Source organism: Paraperlucidibaca wandonensis (assembly GCF_042677145.1).
GTDB classification, from domain to species: domain Bacteria; phylum Pseudomonadota; class Gammaproteobacteria; order Pseudomonadales; family Moraxellaceae; genus Perlucidibaca; species Perlucidibaca wandonensis.
In genome coordinates this window covers 2,196,531-2,212,299 of sequence record NZ_JBHTIT010000001.1, presented here as the reverse complement: position 1 = coordinate 2,212,299, position 15,769 = coordinate 2,196,531, and the positions used below count along the sequence as shown (strand labels likewise).

The window sequence follows — 15,769 nt, the reverse complement described above, 5'->3', positions numbered from 1 at the left end:
TTAGCTTTCAGCTGGCGTCGGATTGGTTGAACTAGGCGGCATCACCGTATTATTGATGATCACCTTGGCATCATTTTGCAGCTTCAGCAGGCCGCTAGTGGCAACTTCATCACCAGCATTCACGCCTTCCGTTACTTCCACCATATCGCCGCGAGCCTCACCGGTTTTAATAAATCGGCGACGCACCACCAGCTCATCTTTTGATTTTTCAGCAGTGGCTTCTTTGCCTTCAGCTGCGGCTTTTTTCGGCGCCTTCACAATGACATACACCGAGTTACCGTAAGGGTTATAGCTCACCGATGTCAGCGGAATTGCTACCACTTTACGCACATCAGGCAGCGCAATTTCGGCGCGAGCAAATTGGCCAGGTCGCAATGAGCGATCCGCATTGGCAACATTGGCACGGACTTTAAAGTTGCGTGTTTGCACATTAACTTGTGGTTCGATTGCGCTCACTACGCCTTCAAATACACGGTCATTTTGACCATCTAGCGTGACTTTCACCGACTGGCCGACATCAACCAGCAGTACGTCTTTTTCAGGCAAAGTGAAGTCGATATATACGGGATCAAGTTGCTGCAAGGTGACCATGGTTTCGCCGGCCTGCAAATACTGACCAACATCAACTTGGCGGATACCTAGCTGGCCAGAAAACGGCGCGCGAATCTGCTTTTGAGCAAGTTTGGCGCGTTGGCCATCGGCAGCAGACTGCGTAGCACGGAAGTCAGTTTCGGCACGATCAAGTTCAGACTTCGAGATAGCCTCTAACTTGTACAGACGCTGTAGGCGCGATAGCTCAGATTTAGCTAAAGTTGCTTGTGATTGCAGACGAGCCAAGTCGGCCTGTTCACTACCGGCAGATAGTGTCACCAGCAAATCACCGCGCTTAACTTGTGCGCCAGACTCAAAATGCACTTTGGCCACCAAGCCGCCTGACTCGCTGCTGATGCGCGTGCCTTGGCTAGCAACTACCGTACCGACACCCGAAATCGTGCTGCGCCAGCTCAGGCTTGCTGCCTTTGCGGAAGATACGGCGGCAGCCGGCATCGGCATATTGTCGAAATATTGGTTCATCATTTTATTGCCGAACCACTTCATCCCGAAGAGGCCGCCAAAGACGACCGCAGTGATTACCAGCATCCACATCATGCGCTTATTCATTGTTTTCTCGGCTTAGTTCGCAGGGCTTAAAAGAGTGTCTATAGCAGCAATATCTTGAGGCGTGAGAATGCCTGCTTGCTGCTTCAGTTGTAAGGTTTTCAGCAATACGCCGTATCGGCTTTGATCAAGTGTGCGTCGTGCTTGCACCGTGCTCGACTGCGCATTTAGCACATCGACAATAGTTCGTTTACCGGCCTCGTAGCCGTAACGTGTGGCTTGCTCGGCAGCAGCGGCTGACTCAGCAGCACGGGCATAGGCATTGGCTTGGGCTTGCGCGGTTTGCACATCACGAACTAAGCGCTGAGTTTCGCGGGTAAGTTCACGGCTGGCGCGATCACGCTCGGCAGTAGCGCTGCGTAAGCTGGCTTGAGCCTGACGAATGCGGCTGACATTGGCGCCGCTGGCGAAGATGGGCACAGTGAGCTCGATGCCATAAGCCGTGTTTTCACCGGCAATACCGACGCGCGAATCTGAGTCATCTTGGCGGCCATGTGAGGCGACAAAGTCTAGCGAAGGCAAAGCGCTGCTGCGCTGCGAACTAACATTGGCCTGAGCAACCTCAAGCTGCGCTTGGGCTTGCAATAATGATGGGCTGTGAATGCGAGCGAGCTTAAGCCAACTTTCAGGTGAGCTTTCCGTTAATGCCGGCAGCGCAGTGCTTTCACTTAATATAGCCAAAGGCTCATGGCCACGACCGGTGCTTTCATCAAGGGCATCGCGCGCGGCAGCGACATTTTGCTTGGCCGCTAAAAGCTGAGCCTGCGCTAAATCATTGCGCGCTTGCGCTTCTTTCAAGTCGGTGCCGGCAATAAGCTGAACATCGTAGCGTTTTTGCGTATCGCCTAATGACTTGGCGACTGCTTCAGCTTCGGCTTCAGCCAAAGTCATTTCGTTTTGCGCTTGCAACACACCCAAATAGCGTTCGGCGACGCGCGCCATCAGTGCCTGTGAGCGTGCAACAAAGCCCATTTCGGCGAGCTGATCTTGAGCATCGGCACGGCGGCCACGCGCGAGAAAGTCATAGCGGAATAAGGGTTGGCGTAGCTGCACAGAGGCATCCCAGCCGTTGTAGCGTTCGTTATAGCCTGTGCCAAATGGTGTCGTGCCAACGCGCGAGTCGGTCGTGGTCATGCGTCCAATAGCATTAACCTGCGGCAATCGCGTAGCTCGCTCCTGCACACCCACTTCAATGCCGGCATCGCGCTCAGCCAACGCTGCTGCTGCCACTGGGTCAGTATTAAACGCTGCCGTTAAGGCCTCGCTCATGGTCAGTGCTTGCGCTGGCGCAGCCAGACCCATTGCCAATGCTAACGCGCTAAGGCGCATGCTATTTCGCCACATCATCACACCAATCATGCAAAACCTCCGCGCGAATACGCGTAATCAGCGCGTTGAGCGCGTCGTCAGTAAGGGGGCTGAGCGGTTGCCAGCCCATGCCATTGAGTAAAAATTGTATATGTCGCGCCAGTAAACCATAGGGGCGGTGCACGGCGTATTGCTCAAGCAGGCCTTCAGCATGAGCGAGCGTGTGAATGCCTTGGCTCATTGCCCAAAAGCCGGTGGACACTTCTTCTGGGCTCAGGCCATTGGCAAGCAAGTCGCCCTGCCTCAAACCATCCTGCACGATACGCATGACAGCCTCACTAATCGGCTGGCTGGCGGCATGATGAGCTTCTCGACGCACAGCACTGGCTGCGCCCCAAACGACTTCGCAAAGAGCGTATTGTGCAAGTCGAAAATGTTCAGGGTTACGACGCACAAAGATGCTATCGGCAACAGCAATGGCAAACATGCGATCACGAGAGTTTGCCTGCCAAGCTGCCACGCGCTGAAATAGCAGCGCGTACTCAGCGACAGATTCGGTGACTAAGGCGAGATAGAGATCTTCTTTGCTAGCGAAGTGCTGATAAATAGTGCCCATGGCGTGCTCACTGGCCTTGGCCAGCTTGCTCATCTGCAGATTAAGCAAGCCATCGCGCACGATAAGGTCGCGGGCGACGGCTAATAGCCGCTGCTCGCGCTCATATAATTGTCGTTCGCGCCGCTCTTTGGTGCCCATTTATCGTCCGCAACAATGGCCAAAACCGAGGCCCATCTGAATAGTCGTCGGATTCTGAATGATATTCAGAATTTGTCAACGCCTAGGCAAAAGCACATCGACCTGCAGCCCTGGGCCAGCGTCTAGCAGTGTAATTTCTCCATGATGCAGGTTCACTGTGGCGTGCACCAAACTCAAACCCAGCCCTAAGCCTGGCATCATGCGCGTGCTATCAAGCCGATATAGCCGCTCGAATACACGCAGACGCTCAGACTTAGGAATGCCCGGCCCTTGATCGGCCACGCGCAGCAACCATTTGTCGTGACGCTGCTCGCACAACAATAAAACACGACTACCCGATGGCGCATATTTCAGCGCGTTATCGAGCACATTAATAAGTAGCTGGAAAAGCAAATCGCGATGGCCCGGCAGGCTCGCCTGCTCGGGAATAGACACGCCCAAGTGAATATCTCGCGCCTCGGCTAAAGGCTCGACATACTCCACCGCATCATGGCAAAGCTTGGCTAAATCGACGGTCACAAACTCTTTACGCAAGACACCAGAGTCTACGCGCGCGATCTTTAGCAAGGCCTGAAAAGTACTCAATACTTGGTCAATATCGCCGAGATTTTTTTCCACCCACTGCGGCCAATCTGCCTCAGTCGGACGCTCCTGCAAGGCTGCTTCTAAGCGAGCGCGATGCCGCGTTAATGGCGAGCGCAGATCATGTGCAATATTGTCGGTCGTGCCTTCGATGCCAGCGATCAGCCGTGAGATGCGGTCAAGCATATGATTAAGCGTGATAGCGAGCTGATCGAACTCGTCGCCGCTATCTTGGTGCGGAATACGATGGCGCAAATCGCCATCCATGATTTGCCCAACCGAATGGCGAATGGTTTCAATAGGACGCAACGCTGTCCGAGTAATAAAGCGGCCAGCTATCCACGCCAATAGCAGCACAATAACCAAGCTCACCGAGGCACTTTGGCGCAACTTACGCTGCATGCTATGCAGCTCGTACTCATCGAAGCCGACTAATAAACGCTCGCCCTGAGGCAGGCTTTGCCAACGCGCCATTAAGCGAGTCTTCCCTGGGTGTGCGGGGCTGGGCAAGTAATAGGTCTTTCCAGGCGCTGCTGCGAGCGTAGGCCAAGCCTTCAAATTTGAAATGACTAAGCCGGTTTTCATGTCTTCAAATCGGTAGTATCGCTCATGCTCTGGTGAATTGTCGGCAACACGATCACGGATCAGGCTAAGCATGCCTTCGCGGCCATCGATGTCGTATTCGCTGACCAATAACGAGAGCTCCGACTTAACACTTTCTTCGATGTGCTCCTGCATAAAGCGGCCGCTCATCCATTGCGTAAATGCCAAGAGCAAGAGAAAACAAAACACCAGCACGCCGGCATTAAATAAGGTGAGCTTAGTAGCAGTTGACCAGCGCCACTTCTTAGTCTTCACGAAGGCAGTACCCCGCGCCACGCAATGTATGAATCAAAGTCGGCTTAGGTGCGAAATCAACTTTGGCCCGCAGCCGCGACATATGCACATCAATGACATTGGTTTGCGGATCAAAGTGATAATCCCAGACACCTTCTAACAGCATCGAGCGAGTCACTACCTGCCCGGCATGGCGCATGAGATATTCGAGCACGCGATACTCTTGCGGCTTTAAATTGAGCAACTTATCGCCGCGATGCACTTGCCGAGTCAGTCTATCGAGCACGAGATCGGCAACGCGTAAATCATTACTCGTCGTTGCTGTATTCGACTGACGGCGCGTGATTACCTCAAGACGTGCGAGCAATTCGCTGAGCACAAAAGGCTTCACCAAATAATCATCACCGCCAGCGCGCAAGCCTTTGATGCGCTCATCGACATGATTTAAGGCGCTGAGAATCAACACAGGCACGGTGGCGCCGCTGGCTCGGAGCGCAGCCAACATCGACAAACCATCCATTTGCGGCAGCATCCGATCGAGCACAATAGCGTCATAAGGCTCGCCAGTTGCTAGAAATAGTCCGTCGCGGCCATTATCGGCGTGATCCACCACATGCCCCGCCTCACTCAAGGCTTTGCGCAGAAAGCCGGCAATCTCAAGATCATCCTCTACTACTAATAGACGCATGCCATCTCTCACAAGCCAAAGTGCTGGCACTATAGTCGCACGGCTTTTGCCGCGGAGCACAAGATGAGCAAATGTTCATGTTGCGGCAAGGTTCTAGGTAGGACGCCATCGGCATAGTGCAGGCCTCATCACTTGCTATGACCACGCGCCATGCCCGCTCATCATTACAAACCCATCGACATCCTAGGCTGGCTATCTCTCGCCTTGCTGACGATTGCTATCTCCCGCTATAGCAATATCGACTTAACCGTGTCGAGCTGGTTTTACGATGCCAGCACCAGCAGCTTTCCATTAAAAGATACGTTTCTGTTTTCCCGTGTCTTTCATGATGGTACCCGTAAGATTTCTACTGGACTTTGGTTACTCTGCTGCTTCTTCACATGGCGCTCACGACGCACGGAAGCATTTTTCGGCTGGATCTTTGTCGTTATTACCGCGCTTTTGGCCGTCACTATTAATGGCTGGTTCAAACATCACTCCATGCATAGCTGTCCATGGTCATTGACTGAGTTTGGCGGTAGCGCAGATTACTTTCGCGCATTTGAATCGCTGCCTGCAATACCAGGGCCGGGGCGTTGCCTACCTAGCGGCCACGCCGCCGTTGGCTTTATGTGGATCCCGCTGATTTATGCCTGCGCCCTTTGGCGACCACAATATTTGCGTAAAGCGCTCTTAATCATTGTGCCGTTTGCGCTGTTTTGTGGCGGCATTCAAGTCGCCAGAGGCGCGCACTTTGTCACCCATGTCATGTGGACGGCAGTGATCTGCGGCCTTACCACTAGCTTGAGTTTTCATGCCTACCAATACCGCGCCTATGTTGGCACGGCTCTCTCACATATCGGCAAACGCCTTCACGCGGAGACAGTGCGATGAGTATTATTTCTCGCCTAAAAAACCTCAATTTAAGCCAACGCAATTTAGTTATTGCTGCCTGGTTAGTGCTTAGCTGCAACGCCGCATTTTTTCACGCCCTATCCGCACTCACTCCTTATGATGGTTGGCGCGCAGGCGTATTTTTCGCTGCCACAGGCGCATTACTCATCGCCTATTTCGCCACCTTTTTACAGCTAATTACTTGGGGCTCATTTGCCCGCCCAGTGCAGTCATTTTTGCTTTTAGCCAGCGCGCTCACTGCCTACTTCATGATGACTTATGGCGTCGGCATTGATGCAGGCCAAATCCAAAACATGATGGAAACTGACGTCAACGAGGTCTTCGACTTACTCAGTCTACGACTTCTAGCGTATATGCTGCTGATAGCCGGATTACCGCTACTCTGGCTCTGGTCAATGCCAGCAGCAACGCTGAGCTGGAAGCAAACTCTACGCAACAAGCTCATCGCTGTAGTGCTAGGCCTAGTTTCAATGTTGGCCTTAGCGGGATGGCATTATGCCGACTATGCATCGACCTTTCGTGAGCACCGGGAATTGCGCTACCTCATCGTGCCGCACAACTATATAGCCGGCCTCAAACGCTATTACAGCAAAATTGTCACCGCCCCGGATATGCCACTGCAGCACTATGGCGAAGATGCCACCCGAGTTCACTCTTCAGCGAAAAAGCCGACACTATTTGTCTTTGTGCTAGGTGAGACGGCACGCGCCGAGAGCTTCGGCCTCAATGGTTATGGCCGCAACACCACGCCTGAGTTGCGCAAGCGTAGTGTCATCAACTTCCCCCAAGTAAGTTCCTGCGGCACTGCCACTGCAGTATCTGTACCCTGCTTATTTTCTGGCATGACGCGAGCTGATTACGATCCCCAGCTGGCTAGCCATCGCGAAGGCTTACTCGACATTCTGCAACGCGCCGGCTATGCCGTAACCTGGATAGACAATAACTCAGGCTGCAAAGGTGCTTGCGATCGCATCAATAATGTACCGCTATTAGCCGCCGAAAAAGCTCGCTGGTGTCACGATGGCGAGTGCCAAGATGACCTACTCGCCGACACTTTTGCCAACTACATTTCGCGCGCAACACTCAGCGATCGCGTCGTGGTTTTGCATCAGGAGGGCAGTCACGGCCCCGCCTATTACCGTCGCTATCCGGACGCGTTTAAACGCTTCACACCAACCTGCGATAGCAATGCTCTGCAAAGCTGCACGCAACAGCAGGTCATCAACAGCTACGACAACACCATTGCCTATACTGACCATGTATTGGGACGCATCATCGACACCTTAAAAGGCCAAGATGATCGTTATCAGACTGTCATGGTGTATGCCGCCGATCACGGCGAATCAACTGGCGAGCACGGCCTATATTTGCATGGCGCGCCCTATCTCTTTGCGCCTAGCCAACAAACTCATGTGCCCATGTTGGCATGGTTGTCGCCCAGCTTTCAGAAGCATGGCCCGCGCGCTAATTGCTTGGCAGAGCAAGCGCAAAAACCACAGTCACACGACACCATTTTCCATAGCTTTTTAGGATTACTCGACGTTAAAACTGCCGTGTATAACGCCACGCTAGACTGGAGTGCTGCCTGCCAACGCTAATGACAGCATTTCCGCGCTGTGGCACTGTACGCGCCTAAAATAAAAAAGGTTACGCGCATGAACAAGGTCATTCCTACCGATAGTCCGGTCTGTGTCACCGGCGGCTCTGGCTATATCGCCAGCTGGATTATTCAATACCTATTAGCCGCTGGCCACACTGTGCACGCTACCGTGCGCGACCCCAGCAAAGCCAAAAGCATTGCTCACCTCGAGGCTATTGCTGCCCGCGAATCAGGCACTCTCAAACTCTTCAAAGCGGACCTTCTTGACATCGGTAGCTTCGATGCCGCCATGGCAGGCTGCGCTGTAGTCATGCACACCGCATCGCCATTTGTCTTAGAAGGCTTTACCGATGCTCATGAAGCCTTGGTTCGCCCCGCAGTAGAAGGCACACGTAACGTACTCGACGCCGTTAATCGCACGATAAGCGTTCAGCGTGTAGTGCTTACCAGCAGCGTAGCCTCAGTCTTCGGTGACAATATCGACGTGCGTCAAGTCGAAGGCGGCGTGCTCACCGAAGCGCAATGGAACTCCACCAGCAGCGTCGATCACAACCCCTATCAATACTCAAAAGTTGCAGCCGAGCGCGAAGCTTGGGATATGCAAGCCGTACAAAACCGCTGGGACTTAGTCACCATCAACCCTGGCATGGTCTACGGCCCCTCACTAACCACTGGCAGCCAATCGGCCAGCATCGACACACTCATTTCCATGGGCGATGGCCGTCTGCGCTCTGGCGTGCCTGACTTGAAATATGGTGTTGTCGATGTACGTGATGTCGCAAAGGCACATATTTTGGCTGCGTTTAAGCCAGGGGCTGAAGGCCGCCACTTACTGGTCTCCAAAACCCTGACCATGATCGAGATTGCCAAAATCTTGCGCGGACACTTTGGCAAGGCTTATCCCTTCCCAAAATCTGTGGTGCCGAAAGCGTTGGTATGGACATTTGGACCGATGATGGGGCCTGTTACACGCACCTTCATCAGCAAAAACGTTGGCCATCCCTTAGCGTTTGATAACCAGCGCAGCATCGCGCTGGGTGTGGAGTATTTGCCAGCCGAGCAGACCTTTGTTGAGCACTTTCAACAAGTGCTGAATGATGGCCAGGTGAAGAAGCGGGCTTAAGCTGAGTGAGGCGGCAAAATTGAAATGCCCGCCTCTCAAATAATATAAAAAGGGCGCATATGCGCCCTTTTTATATTATCGGGTGGTCTTAGTTTTTCAAGGGCGCTAATGCTGAGTTCAGCACAAATCGCTTAGCAGGCACCGTTACAAACAGCTCCCCACCAATCAAGCCTCCTAATGCCGTCAGCCCTGCTCGCAAGCGTACTGGATCGTCATTTACCAAGCGAGCGGTCAATCGTCCATCTGGTAAAAACTCAACTGATCCGCTTACGCTTAAATTAGTAATATCTGTATTACTTTGAACATCTGGCTGAATCGGAATACCCGCTAAACCGGCAATATCCCCAATAACAGGAATACCAAGATCAGCTAGAGTCTTTAGTAATCCTAAATCAGCCTTAGCATCGATTTCAGGGATATCTGTATAGAGGCTAATTACCGTCGAAAGGCTTGGATTTTTGGGAACACCATTCTCACAGTTACCCTTTATCTTTCCAGGGATCCGTGAGGCCGGAGATGTACCGCTTAATACACCATTAACATATGTTGGCTCTAAATGGCGCATGCGGAATACCAGTGGGCCGGTATATATTGGCTGATCAACTACAATAGGAACAATCTGATTAAGTAAGTTTGCCCCTTGATCAATTGCTCCTGTCAATATTGGACCAAGAACTGGAATCAAATTGATCAAATCATTAATCACATTAGTTATAGGAGATGCTTTTAACGACAAACCAAGTTCTGCGAAAATATCAGTGCCATTCGTTATAATCAGGCCAGGACTAATCAATACATTAATTGCACCTGAATCTGTTGCTGAACACAGTGTCGCAAAATCATCTGAGGTAATTGGCTGACCATTTGTCTTGCTAAAGCCTTCCAATGTTGCAGATAACGCTGAGCTCACGTGTAAAAATTGCTTTTCCTCACAAATACCACCATCAACACCCTCTGTGCACCCCAATGCAAATCGAGTGGCGGCGCCGCTAAATGAGCCCCCCGCACGAGATACATCCGGAATAAGCAAGGCGCCATTAGGTGTATCACAGGAGTATTTACCAGTGCTCGGAATACCTTGAGCTGTTCCCTGGGCACACACTGGCATTAGCTCTCCTCGCGCTGGCTCAAAGCGAAAGTTGGCATCAACATCAGCATTTGGGAGCAGGCGTAAATTTACAACAGAGCCTTTTGCAGGCACGGTCGACACCTTGAAGAAAATCTCCATCGGTGGGCCGCCATGCTGAGGATTGCTAACACTGGCATATGACTGCGAAATAAGTTGCGTTTGCAGCGGCAAGTTATTTGTCCCACAAATACTATTTGCCGTACACGTCGCAGATGCCAATCCGCTTGAGCCCAATATATAACGGTAAACCTCCCCCGCTTTCCAAGGCTCATCAGGCGTAAATGTCAGCTCTCGAGTTGTTCCACCAAGCGCCCCTTCTACTGACTCCAAGCAAACACCTGCAGCGCTCACTCGCTCAACACGAAAGCTAGCATTAGGGTCATTGCATACTGAACCCAGCTTTACTGCTTTAGCGCCAATTCGCTGCACAGTTTGCGACAATGTCACCTTGATATCACGGCGCGTATCAATGATAGGTAAAGGGATATTTTCATCGGTCGTTTTACCACCGGCACATTTACCTTGAATATCATTAGCAATGTTTCGGCTACCTGCCATAACGCTGCAGGGGTAGCCAGGATAGACACCTAGCACAACCGGCGGACGACGCGTGTCAGGCTGGCCATCTGGGTTGGGAGTGGCATCCCCAGCGGCTAAGCTGGGCATCGTAAATGTTAAAATCTTCTGTGCAATCGGCGCACCACCTAAACTTTTGATCGCACTGCTAAGCTTAACGCTATAGGTTTTTCCATGCTGAAACGCAGCATCAGGCGTGATCACTAAGGACACGCCATCTAAGCGCCAGCTAAATGGAACAGGCTCACCATTAGTTGTCACGGAAATGGGCTTACTCAAGCCACTCGCGCGCATCGACTCAACATCCATGATTTGATCAAAGTTAACGATGACAGGGTCGCCAGAGCGCATGAGCTGGCCACCAAAGACAACACCTGTACTGCTTGCAATCGTATCAACAGAGCTTGATGGAACAGCCATAGCGACACGATTAATTAGCAACTCATCTCGCAGGCGCGCCGTATCGCCTGGCACCCAAGACTGAACGACGGGAGTAACTTCAGGCTCAGCAGCAATATTAGGTGAGTCATTCAGGTTCACTAATAGCTGCAGCGCTAATACACCAACAGCATTATCTGTGCCTAAAATTTTCAACTCAATAGTGCCAATTGCATCTATTAATATTTGATTTCCTTCAGCATTAAAACGTGCAATGCCAGACACAGGCACGTGCATGACATTCTGCGTAAATGCACCGTTAGATGTGCTGTTTTTCGCAGAAACTGCTACATCCATCTCTAATGTCACTAAGCTAGGTGAAAGCGGCGATAAGCTATAGCGATTTGGTAATAACAAGCCATTAGCATCGCTAATCATCTTAATTGTTAGAGTGTCTGTTTCTAGGTTTGCTGGCACGACACCATCAAGCTTAACCACCAAGCTAGCAGCCGTTAACTGGCTATTCTTTTTCACTCGTAGTGGAGCTACGGCACTTTGAATATTTTTAATATTGGCCGGCGTCCCAAGGTTCGCAATTAACACACCTTCTGCTTGTGGCTGCGGCGCTCGATCTCCTTGCCCCAAAAGTGGTGAAGCAACTGGCACCTTGTTTACGGGCGTTCCAAGCAAAACTGAAATACCTTCTTTTGGCACCATACTTTTTGCACTTTCACCATCAGCCGCCTGTGTAGGCTGAAACTGGAATTGCGCAAACCGTGAGTCACTACTAAACGACTGACTTTTTAAGCTCTTTAGCTTGTCATTAATACTTAGTGTATATACTTGGGCAGGGCTGAGATCGCTATCAGGGTCTATAGATATTTTGTTACCGTCGACTAATATCGTGGACTTTACTAGACCTCCCGCTGCATCCGTCAGTTTAATGCTATCGCCATAAACTAAAGTTTTGGCATTGACTGGTTGCGTCATTTGCAAGCGAATGGTCGAGAAGTTAAATAATCCTAAGCCCTCGTCGCCTAATAAAAAGCTCTCTGGATTCGGCGTAATATGCTCAACATCAAACTTTGTAACACTGGTGCTACGCGCATTAACCGGACCCTCTAGCGCGGCACGCGTTGTGAATATGAGTGGCTGACCAACATCTGCGGCCTGCACTGCTACATTTCGCAAATTGTCAGCACCCCGAGCTGGCTTACCGGCTGCATCGAGCTCACCCGTATCAAGCTTTAAGCCATTGCTGATTAAACGATATTTCGTACGCTCTTTAAGCACAGCCTGTGGCTTTAGTATTACGCCTTGGCGATCTATTTCATCCGTCGCCGGGTCACGACTTAAAAACGAAGCAGAAAGCGGTGTCTTTCCTGCGCTCTCGCACTGCCCCTCAGTATTTACAAACGCCTCCTCACAAAGCGTAAAAGCAGCTGTTAGCTTACTCAACGTATCGAATTCTACTTGAGCGATTGGGTGCGAAAATCGCAAAGCAATCGGTGTCGCGGGGATCACCTCTGTTTGCCCTGGCGCAGGGAAGGCATAAATCATGCTGCGCTGCTGTGCGGAAATCTGTGCTCCAGGCTCAAATATGTCCTGTAGGTTTGAGCGCTGCTCTTGACCGCCGCCACTACAGGCAATAAGTAAGGCGGGGAATAATAGTGAGCTCAGTAATCGAAAGTTCATCGTAGACCTCAGAACGTTAAATTAATGGAGGCGTTCAAGACATGCACATTGCCACCAGAAGTGACGCCCTCGCAGAGCACCTTATCTTCTTTGCCAGATATTGGATTTTCTGGGCAGCCATTTTTTCCGCCATTGCCGCCACCCGAAGTTTGATTATCTGCACCCTGTGTCGTGGCCAACAAAAAGTCACGATCTTTCAAAATATGGTACTGATAGCCAAAGTCGAGGCGTACGGGCTGCGACAAGAACATCGCTTGCTCAATCAAATAGGAAAAACCAAGGCCAAAGACTAGGCGATCATTATCGACATAGTTCACATCCAGCGACGTCGTGCTTTCTAGCGGCGACTGCTCATAGCTAACACCACCGGTAAAGCTAAAAACATCGTTCATGCGCAGTTCAAAGCCGGCACGCGGCACAAAAACATCTTTAAATTGTAGATTACCCTGATCTTTTATAGTGTCACTTTTGAAAGCATCATTCAGGCCTGACCACATTTGGTACTCACCCGATGCGGCCAAGCGAATTTTGTAGAAGTTGTACTGAATGCCCGCCGAGAATGTTTCTGGCTGATATGCATCGATGGTATTGAGCAACAATGGCAAGCCAACTGCGTTGGTGGCAACGGCCTGAGCATCTACTATTGCACTATATGAAGACTCATAGCGGTAACCAACAGCTGTTTCTAAACCATTGAGTACGCAATATTTATCTTCGGGGCAGACCAGCTGACCCCAGTTAATATTAGCGCTCAAAATGGGCTGGATAGATGGCTTGGCACTAACTTCCAAAGACTCGTATCGTGTTGTGCCGTTTAGATCTGCTTGCGCGCCGAGGTTCGCGCTAGCTGCCAACGTAATACGGCTGGCAGCACCGATATCGATGCCAGGAATAACGTTTATGCCTGCGCCTACGCTTAAAAATAACGACTGCTGGCCATAGCGCAAAGATTGCGGCAAAGCTTGAGACGTTGAGCTAAACGACAGTAGGTTATAGCCACTACGCTCGGCACCAAGCATAAACCCCAAAACCATAGCTCGGTCGCCTTTAAGCATGGTGCTTAGGTCGGTTTTAAAGCCAAGAATAACGTTGTAGTTCGAGTCCTTTTCAATGACATCGCCGTCTAGAATAATTTTGTCTGGAGACTCCCATCCTTTTGCGGTGAGCTCTTGCTCAGTAAAGACAAAACCGGCCGTCATCGCACCTTTGCGGTCACGTGCCAAATACGCCGGGTTGTAATACACCGCTGATGGTTGGTTACTAAACATCGACAACGCCTGAGCAGAGGCTGTGTCTGTTGGTGTTAGACCGAAGTTAGTAGCAACTGTTCCCAGTGATGCCATGGCAGAGATGGGCATAGCAGCGAGCAAAACAAAGGCAATACGAGAGGCGGGCGAAGTCATGGAAGGCTTCCTTATTATTTTTATATTTATGACTATGCAGTCGTAGGGCGACACTTTAGCTAAGTTGACACATATTAAGCTAGCGTTTGCGTGTTATCAATTTGTTACCAAACCAGGGTGTGCGCACTACATTAGGACATAAAAAAGGCGCTAAAAGCGCCTTTTTTACTACTACCCCTCTTAACGGGCGACCATTGCCACCTGCGTTTGAGCAGCTATTTCAATGATTGGCTCAGGGTATATACCAATCAAAAATACCAGGCCGGCCATTAACAACACCATCAAGCCCCCTACGCGGAAGCCCCAGTTATTAGCGGCAACCATACGGCGAGAGCCGGGAGCAGGCATGAATAAGGTAATGATCACACGCAAATAGTAGTACAGACCGATGGCACTACCGACAACCAGTGCGCCGACTAACCACCATAGGCCGGCATCGACGCCGAGTGCAGCTACATAAAACTTACCAATGAAGCCAGCCGTGAGCGGAATGCCCGCCAGCGACAGCATCATCACGGTGAGTACGGCAGTCAAATACGGATGGCGCCAGAATAAGCCGCGGTAGTCATAGAGCTCATCAGCATCTTGCTGCTTGTATGGGCTAGATGTCAGCGTAACGACGCCAAACGCACCGATAGTGGTAACAACATAGGCCATTAGGTAGACAGCTGACGCCTCTAATGCGAGCTGGCCGCCAGCGACCACGACAACCATCAGATAGCCTAGTTGAGCGACCGATGAGTAGCCTAGTAAGCGTTTGATATTGCTTTGGTTCAGCGCCAATAAATTACCGATGATCATGGACGCGAAGGCGATGACGGCGAAGATCATGCTCCACACACTGCTGTGTGCGGCTGGAGCTTCGATCAGCAATCGCAATAATACGGCAAAAACAGCGACTTTACTGACGGTGGCCAAATAGGCTGCAACTGGTGCTGGCGCGCCTTGATAGACATCTGGCGTCCATAAGTGGAACGGAGCCAATGATAATTTAAAGGACAGGGCCGCTAAAATTAGCGCGATGCCGGCATAGGCGTAAGGGCTGAGCATGCCCGCTTTGGCCAAGTCACCACCAATGTCTGCGAGCAACAGCGAGCCCGAATCCGCGTAGAGCAGCGCCATGCCAAAGAGCATGAATGCGGTCGCGGCTGCCGACAAAATCATGTACTTGATGCCAGCCTCCAGCGTTTTCTTATTACGGAAGGTGTAAGCAACCAGGCCATAAACCGGCACTGACAAGAGCTCAAGACCAATAAACAACGCCGTTAAGTGGCGAGCGCTGATCAGCACCAAGGCACCTAGCACCGACAGAGTCAGCAGCAGGTACATCTCTTCTTTATTGTCGTCATAGCCTTCGATATACGCATGCATCAGCGTTGCGCATGCCAGTGTGGCAAACAGCGCGATGGCCATATAGAGGCAGGCGTGAGCATCGATCATCAGCAATGGTGTGACTTGCTGGGGGCCGCCTTGCCAAGCGAAGTAGACCGAAACCAGCGCGGCATTAAGGCCGATCACCGTGATGGTGGCGTTAACGTCATGCTGGCGCTTGATGGCAATCGACAGCATGACTAATACTGCCGTGGCGCCAGTGATCAGGATCGGTAATAGCGCAATGAGTTGTGCAACAGAAATCGTCATGGC

At 51.2% G+C, this 15,769-nt stretch carries 11 protein-coding genes; 3 read left to right on the top strand and 8 right to left on the bottom strand.

Translation table 11 applies throughout. The features are described from left to right. The 5 genes from ACFQ0F_RS10490 to ACFQ0F_RS10470 all read right to left on the bottom strand — a co-directional run bounded on the left by ACFQ0F_RS10490 (position 1) and on the right by ACFQ0F_RS10470 (position 5,327). Positions 1 to 1,161, bottom strand: coding sequence for an efflux RND transporter periplasmic adaptor subunit (locus ACFQ0F_RS10490; RefSeq protein WP_379071856.1), 1,161 nt, complete (start codon positions 1,159 to 1,161; stop codon positions 1 to 3). A 12-nt stretch (positions 1,162 to 1,173) separates the two neighbouring features. Further along, a complete protein-coding gene (locus tag ACFQ0F_RS10485) occupies positions 1,174 to 2,517 on the bottom strand; it encodes a TolC family outer membrane protein (protein ID WP_379071853.1) in 1,344 nt (447 codons plus the stop codon). Continuing rightward, complete coding sequence (locus tag ACFQ0F_RS10480; protein WP_340675752.1) at positions 2,489 to 3,220, bottom strand: TetR/AcrR family transcriptional regulator; 732 nt, start codon at positions 3,218 to 3,220, stop codon at positions 2,489 to 2,491. Before ACFQ0F_RS10480 ends, ACFQ0F_RS10485 begins: the two co-directional genes overlap by 29 nt. Before the next feature lie 75 nt (positions 3,221 to 3,295). Beyond that, complete coding sequence (locus ACFQ0F_RS10475) at positions 3,296 to 4,660, bottom strand: sensor histidine kinase (RefSeq protein ID WP_340675753.1); 1,365 nt, start codon at positions 4,658 to 4,660, stop codon at positions 3,296 to 3,298. Next, entirely contained in the window at positions 4,650 to 5,327 is a 678-nt protein-coding gene (locus tag ACFQ0F_RS10470) for a response regulator transcription factor (RefSeq protein WP_340675754.1), read from the bottom strand. The genes ACFQ0F_RS10475 and ACFQ0F_RS10470 overlap by 11 nt, the downstream gene beginning before the upstream one ends. Positions 5,328 to 5,477: 150 nt before the next feature. Between ACFQ0F_RS10470 and ACFQ0F_RS10465 the strand changes: the two genes are divergently transcribed. Genes ACFQ0F_RS10465 through ACFQ0F_RS10455 form a run of 3 tightly spaced genes read left to right on the top strand, consistent with a single transcriptional unit; the run spans position 5,478 to position 8,944 of the window. Beyond that, positions 5,478 to 6,200: a phosphatase PAP2 family protein gene (locus ACFQ0F_RS10465; protein WP_379071848.1), complete on the top strand. Its 723-nt coding sequence runs from the start codon at positions 5,478 to 5,480 to the stop codon at positions 6,198 to 6,200. Next, positions 6,197 to 7,819 (top strand): phosphoethanolamine transferase, encoded by a 1,623-nt coding sequence (locus ACFQ0F_RS10460; protein ID WP_379071845.1) that lies wholly within the window; start codon positions 6,197 to 6,199, stop codon positions 7,817 to 7,819. Before ACFQ0F_RS10465 ends, ACFQ0F_RS10460 begins: the two co-directional genes overlap by 4 nt. 57 nt (positions 7,820 to 7,876) lie before the next feature. Then, positions 7,877 to 8,944: an NAD-dependent epimerase/dehydratase family protein gene (locus ACFQ0F_RS10455; RefSeq protein ID WP_340675757.1), complete on the top strand. Its 1,068-nt coding sequence runs from the start codon at positions 7,877 to 7,879 to the stop codon at positions 8,942 to 8,944. 88 nt (positions 8,945 to 9,032) lie between these two features. Here ACFQ0F_RS10455 and ACFQ0F_RS10450 read toward each other — a convergent pair whose 3' ends face one another. The 3 genes from ACFQ0F_RS10450 to nuoN all read right to left on the bottom strand — a co-directional run bounded on the left by ACFQ0F_RS10450 (position 9,033) and on the right by nuoN (position 15,766). Next, positions 9,033 to 12,587: an Ig-like domain-containing protein gene (locus tag ACFQ0F_RS10450; RefSeq protein WP_379071841.1), complete on the bottom strand. Its 3,555-nt coding sequence runs from the start codon at positions 12,585 to 12,587 to the stop codon at positions 9,033 to 9,035. 143 nt (positions 12,588 to 12,730) lie between these two features. Then, the gene (locus ACFQ0F_RS10445) at positions 12,731 to 14,125 is read right to left on the bottom strand and encodes an OmpP1/FadL family transporter (protein WP_340675759.1); all 1,395 of its coding nucleotides are present in this window, start codon (positions 14,123 to 14,125) and stop codon (positions 12,731 to 12,733) included. 180 nt (positions 14,126 to 14,305) lie between these two features. Beyond that, positions 14,306 to 15,766 (bottom strand): NADH-quinone oxidoreductase subunit NuoN, encoded by a 1,461-nt coding sequence (gene nuoN / locus ACFQ0F_RS10440; RefSeq protein WP_340675760.1) that lies wholly within the window; start codon positions 15,764 to 15,766, stop codon positions 14,306 to 14,308. Between the last annotated feature and the right edge of the window lie 3 nt (positions 15,767 to 15,769).

Excerpts from the sequence above, each read along its gene's own strand:
- ACFQ0F_RS10490 (WP_379071856.1), bottom strand. The coding sequence starts at position 1,161 with ATGAATAAGCGCATGATGTGGATGCTGGTAATCACTGCGGTCGTCTTT.
- ACFQ0F_RS10485 (WP_379071853.1), bottom strand. The coding sequence starts at position 2,517 with ATGATTGGTGTGATGATGTGGCGAAATAGCATGCGCCTTAGCGCGTTA.
- ACFQ0F_RS10480 (WP_340675752.1), bottom strand. The coding sequence starts at position 3,220 with ATGGGCACCAAAGAGCGGCGCGAACGACAATTATATGAGCGCGAGCAG.
- ACFQ0F_RS10470 (WP_340675754.1), bottom strand. The coding sequence starts at position 5,327 with ATGCGTCTATTAGTAGTAGAGGATGATCTTGAGATTGCCGGCTTTCTG.
- ACFQ0F_RS10465 (WP_379071848.1), top strand. The coding sequence starts at position 5,478 with ATGCCCGCTCATCATTACAAACCCATCGACATCCTAGGCTGGCTATCT.
- ACFQ0F_RS10460 (WP_379071845.1), top strand. The coding sequence starts at position 6,197 with ATGAGTATTATTTCTCGCCTAAAAAACCTCAATTTAAGCCAACGCAAT.
- ACFQ0F_RS10455 (WP_340675757.1), top strand. The coding sequence starts at position 7,877 with ATGAACAAGGTCATTCCTACCGATAGTCCGGTCTGTGTCACCGGCGGC.
- ACFQ0F_RS10450 (WP_379071841.1), bottom strand. The coding sequence starts at position 12,587 with ATGATTTATGCCTTCCCTGCGCCAGGGCAAACAGAGGTGATCCCCGCG.
- ACFQ0F_RS10445 (WP_340675759.1), bottom strand. The coding sequence starts at position 14,125 with ATGACTTCGCCCGCCTCTCGTATTGCCTTTGTTTTGCTCGCTGCTATG.
- nuoN (WP_340675760.1), bottom strand. The coding sequence starts at position 15,766 with ATGACGATTTCTGTTGCACAACTCATTGCGCTATTACCGATCCTGATC.